Below are 3,821 nucleotides of genomic sequence, written 5' to 3'. Positions count from 1 at the left end.
CCCCCCCCCCCCCCCCCCCCCCCCCCCCCCCCCCCCCCCCCCCCCCCCCCCCCCCCCCCCCCCCCCCCCCCCCCCCAGGCTTGCTTCCGCTGCTGCAATCACCTCGGCCTCGTTCAACAGGGGCACAGTGCGGGGATCGCGAACGCCACGGGAGGAGGAAGCATTGCCAGCTTCGGTAACAGGAGAGGAGACCCCCGACAGGGCGCGCTGGCCGAAGAGGTAGCCCAAACAGGCACTCAACACAGCTGTAAAGAAAAATGCGCTCAGCCAAAACAGCGCTCCCAAGAATGTGGAGGTGAACTCTTGCGCTGGCCTGACCGATCTCCGCAAAGGATGCTCACTCCTGCGACGGACTTGCTCTACCCATGATACGAAAGCGACGAGGAGCTAGGGATGCTCCGCTGGCCCAGAATCTTGGTGTTCTTGCTGCTGGGCGCGGAGAGCGGCGCTATCGAGGTTGGGCAGCCGTTCCCCCAACCACCAGCCTGGATCTTCCCAGCTCAGGGATCCCAGCCACTTGGCGGCGCGATCCGCCAAGATCAGTCCTAACAAAACAGGAGCGGTGGTGATCCCCAGCGCCAGGCTTAGCCAAAGGGGCGGAGAGGCTTGCGAGGTGGCTGAAGAAGTATTTTGGGCAGGGGAAGATGCCGGTTTAAGATCCATCATGTCTGCATTCTGAATCGGGACTTGTCGACCTACCCCTAGTTGAATCGATCCTCATCCTAACTCCAACCTTACGGAGCTAGAAGCTTTTGCTTAAACTCAGCTAGTGCTGCCAGAGTTTCTTGATCCAGGGGTCGACAAAGAAGAGGTGCTGCTTGACGTATTGCTTCAAGAGGCCAATCCCACCAAGCAAGCTGGCTGAGCTGTTCGATTACCTCGGGTGAGAAGCGGTAGCGAACTACTTTGGCGGGCACACCGGCAACAATTGCATAGGGCGGGACATCCCTTGTCACCACTGCAGCCATTCCAACAACTGCTCCGTTTCCAATCGTCACTCCTGAGCGAATCATGGCGCCATGGCCGATCCAAACATCGTGTCCAACCAGAATATCTCCGCGAGTCAAAGGGTGACCTTCCAAGACGCGCAGCTCACTCCAGCACTCGGGTAGGTGAGTGAAAGGATAGGTAGTAGCCCAGTCAGTGTGGTGCTCGTAGCCTGCAAAAAAATGTACCCCTTGTGCAATTGAGCTACAGCGGCCAATCTTTACCTGCGAAGGTTCTCCCATCCCATAAACGAAGAACTCACATCCATAGCTGAGAGAGCCAATATTAACCAAGGGAAACGGCTCTAAGCCTCTATAGGCAAAGTATGTTTTCTCCTCTAGTTGTGGGCTGTGTTGAATGCGGATAGGCATAGAACCTCAGTTCCCTGGATTGGGGCTTGCCAAGGTAAAACGTAAGCCTAAGTAGAGTGTGCCCCAACTCCGCGCAGGAGTCTTTAAGTCTTACATTTCGAATCAAGCTGGAGGCAGTAGAGACTACCCAATACTGAGCTAATCTAACGATTGACTTCCATCCCAATGCCTAATGTCGCTTGTACTTATCTGTGGCCCTGCCCGCTGCGGCAAAAGTCGGCTGGCGGAGAACCTGGCGGCTGCTTCCGGCCTGCCGGTCATCTATCTGGCCACCGGGCCCAAACCCGACCCTGAGGCCGACCCGGAGTGGGCGGAACGGGTTCAGCAGCACCGGCAACGGCGTCCCCCCACCTGGCAAACCTGGGAAACCGGGCCCGACCTGGGGGCCGACCTGCAAAAGCTGCCGCAGCCCTGTTGTGCTCTGGTGGATTCGCTGGGGGGCTGGGTGGCGCAGGGCCTGGAGTGTTCCCCTGAGGAGTGGGATCCCTTGGCGCAATCTTTCTTGACAGCGTTGCAAAGCTGCCGAGGAAAGGTGATCCTGGTCTCAGAAGAGGTAGGCTGGGGGGTGGTGCCCGCCTATCCGTTGGGGCGGCGGTTTCGGGATCGGATGGGAGAGCTCACCCAAAAGCTGGCTCCTCTGGCCGACCAGGTGTTTTTGGTAACCGCAGGCTTTGCCCTCGATCTCACCCGCTGGGGGATCCCGCTGGCAGGGGTGAATAGCCCAGAGCTGAGATAAGCTGCAATGGGTTGATGGTATCCGCGGATAGGGTTTCTCCCTTGCGGAAGCCCTCGCCTGGATCGAGACTGGGTTAAAGCGATTGCTTGTCGTCGTGCCGATTACCTTCTACCTGCCTGCCAAAGCCATTCAAACCCTGGATTTAACGCCGGGCCATGAGTTGGTGAAAACCTTGATGGCGGATCCCGTTCGCTCCGCTCAGCAGGTGCAATGTTCCATTGATTGGCCGCGCAGCCCCGACGATCCGCGCGAGCTCTCGGAGATCCCGGAAGTGCGCCTGTGGTTTATCCGCTGGGATACGGTTTACCCCTGGATGCCCTACTTTCTTGACTGGCGCAGCGGCGAGCTGGCTCGCTACGCCGCCATGCTGGTGCCCCACCAATTCAACCCCCGCGAAGGGATCGTCTATAACCCCGAAGCACTGGAGATCTTCGTCTATCAGAAGATTTTCGTGCTGATGCGCTGGTTTAAGCAGCAGAAACTGGGATCTGTCTCGATGCTGCGGGACATGGCCTTAGTGTTTGGCTTCGAGGTGCAACCCGAGTTTCTGAACCTCTGGGAAGCCGAGACCGGAGAGCCATGAGAGTGATGGTAGCCGACACCTGGCCTGGAATCCCGGCAGCAGCGGCAGTGGCAGAAGCCTGGCAAGAGGCGGTAGAACGTCCCTGGGGGCTGCTCCGCGTGGATCCCAGCCCTTCTGAAGCACAGCTCAAGGTCCTCTGGCAACAGATTGCTGACTGGGAAGGGGAAAGGGATTCCCTGCTGGTAGTACCCGGCACCCTAGCCGATCCGATAGGGCCTGGCCAAACCTGGGCCGACCTAGCTGCTGTCTGGGGGTTCAAGGTACTTCTGACGCTGCCCCAGGAAGCTGCCCTTAGCCAGGGAGCTGCTTTTGCGGCCTTGCTTCACCAGGCCAAGACTCACTGCCTGGGATGGGTGTTGCTGGAATCTGCAGCCGGCTCCTCCCTAGAAGAACTCCCCTTGGTCTGGCAGTTGCAGGCCCAGCTAGGGATCCCTGTCCTGGGCAGGAAGACGGCGGCAGGGCAAATTTCTTGGAGAGCAGAGATGTGGGATTTGCTTTCAGCAACGCTCAGCTCCAGCCTGTGGGCACCCCTTGCTTGAGGTTCTCCCCTACCTTCTTCTTTGATAGGTGCCCATCAGTTGGGCCTGGGCGAGGATGTGGCCTGTCATGGCCCGTAGCAAGGCCTCTTTGGTGGCCCCTGGTGCTAAGGCCAGTCGCCTGTCCAGGGCGTAGAGGGTGAAGAAGTAGCGGTGGGTGCCGCTGGGAGGGCAAGGGCCGCCATAGCTATTGCGTCCCCAACTGTTTTGCCCGTGGACGGCCCCCTGGGGCAGGTCGCTGTCGGAGCGGATCCCTTCTGGCAGACTCGTAACACTGGCGGGCAAGTTGTAGACCACCCAGTGGACAAAGGTGCCCCCGGGCGCGTCTGGGTCATCCATAATCAGGGCAAAGCTTTGGGTTCCTACAGGTGCCCCCGACCAAGTCAAGGGGGGAGAAAGATCTTCTCCTTCGCAGGTGTAGCGGGAGGGGATGGGTTGTGAGGGGGCAAAAGCGGAGCTAGTGAGCTGCAAAGTTGTCGGCGTTGGCGTCGGTGTTGGCATAGAACCAGAGCTTCTGGAAACTTCAGCAGATGGCGAAAGATTCCAGGACGGAGAGGGTGGGATTCGAACCCACGGTGGCTTGCGCCACGGCAGTTTTCAAGACTGCT

The 3,821-nt window shown here is 59.2% G+C and carries 7 protein-coding genes; 3 read left to right on the top strand and 4 right to left on the bottom strand.

Annotation, left to right across the window (positions count from 1 at the left end):
* The 3 genes from NW845_RS12580 to NW845_RS12570 all read right to left on the bottom strand — a co-directional run.
* The coding region (locus NW845_RS12580; RefSeq protein WP_414378775.1) for a hypothetical protein at positions 1–240 on the bottom strand (240 nt) is incomplete at its 3' end.
* A 147-nt stretch (positions 241–387) separates the two neighbouring features.
* Complete coding sequence (locus tag NW845_RS12575) at positions 388–666, bottom strand: hypothetical protein (protein WP_414370544.1); 279 nt, start codon at positions 664–666, stop codon at positions 388–390.
* A 68-nt stretch (positions 667–734) separates the two neighbouring features.
* Entirely contained in the window at positions 735–1,358 is a 624-nt protein-coding gene (locus NW845_RS12570; RefSeq protein ID WP_414378774.1) for a CatB-related O-acetyltransferase, read from the bottom strand.
* 172 nt (positions 1,359–1,530) lie between these two features.
* Between NW845_RS12570 and cobU the strand changes: the two genes are divergently transcribed.
* From cobU to NW845_RS12555, 3 genes are all read left to right on the top strand, one after another.
* A complete protein-coding gene (gene cobU / locus NW845_RS12565) occupies positions 1,531–2,094 on the top strand; it encodes a bifunctional adenosylcobinamide kinase/adenosylcobinamide-phosphate guanylyltransferase (RefSeq protein WP_414378772.1) in 564 nt (187 codons plus the stop codon).
* A gap of 82 nt (positions 2,095–2,176) precedes the next feature.
* A complete protein-coding gene (locus NW845_RS12560; RefSeq protein WP_414359814.1) occupies positions 2,177–2,677 on the top strand; it encodes a CRR6 family NdhI maturation factor in 501 nt (166 codons plus the stop codon).
* Between the two features lie 5 nt (positions 2,678–2,682).
* Positions 2,683–3,216: a hypothetical protein gene (locus NW845_RS12555; protein WP_414378771.1), complete on the top strand. Its 534-nt coding sequence runs from the start codon at positions 2,683–2,685 to the stop codon at positions 3,214–3,216.
* A gap of 9 nt (positions 3,217–3,225) precedes the next feature.
* Here NW845_RS12555 and NW845_RS12550 read toward each other — a convergent pair whose 3' ends face one another.
* Positions 3,226–3,714: a YbhB/YbcL family Raf kinase inhibitor-like protein gene (locus tag NW845_RS12550; protein ID WP_414378770.1), complete on the bottom strand. Its 489-nt coding sequence runs from the start codon at positions 3,712–3,714 to the stop codon at positions 3,226–3,228.
* Positions 3,715–3,821 lie beyond the last annotated feature (107 nt).

Source organism: Synechococcus sp. H60.2, assembly GCF_047462315.1.
Taxonomy (GTDB): Bacteria; Cyanobacteriota; Cyanobacteriia; order Thermostichales; family Thermostichaceae; genus Thermostichus.
Note: the sequence above shows the minus strand (reverse complement) of the source record. Positions and strands in the feature narration are given on the sequence as shown.

What these genes read in the sequence shown, in the direction of transcription:
- NW845_RS12575 (WP_414370544.1), bottom strand. Translation starts at nt 666, where the DNA reads ATGATGGATCTTAAACCGGCATCTTCCCCTGCCCAAAATACTTCTTCA.
- NW845_RS12570 (WP_414378774.1), bottom strand. Translation starts at nt 1,358, where the DNA reads ATGCCTATCCGCATTCAACACAGCCCACAACTAGAGGAGAAAACATAC.
- cobU (WP_414378772.1), top strand. Translation starts at nt 1,531, where the DNA reads ATGTCGCTTGTACTTATCTGTGGCCCTGCCCGCTGCGGCAAAAGTCGG.
- NW845_RS12555 (WP_414378771.1), top strand. Translation starts at nt 2,683, where the DNA reads ATGGTAGCCGACACCTGGCCTGGAATCCCGGCAGCAGCGGCAGTGGCA.
- NW845_RS12550 (WP_414378770.1), bottom strand. Translation starts at nt 3,714, where the DNA reads ATGCCAACACCGACGCCAACGCCGACAACTTTGCAGCTCACTAGCTCC.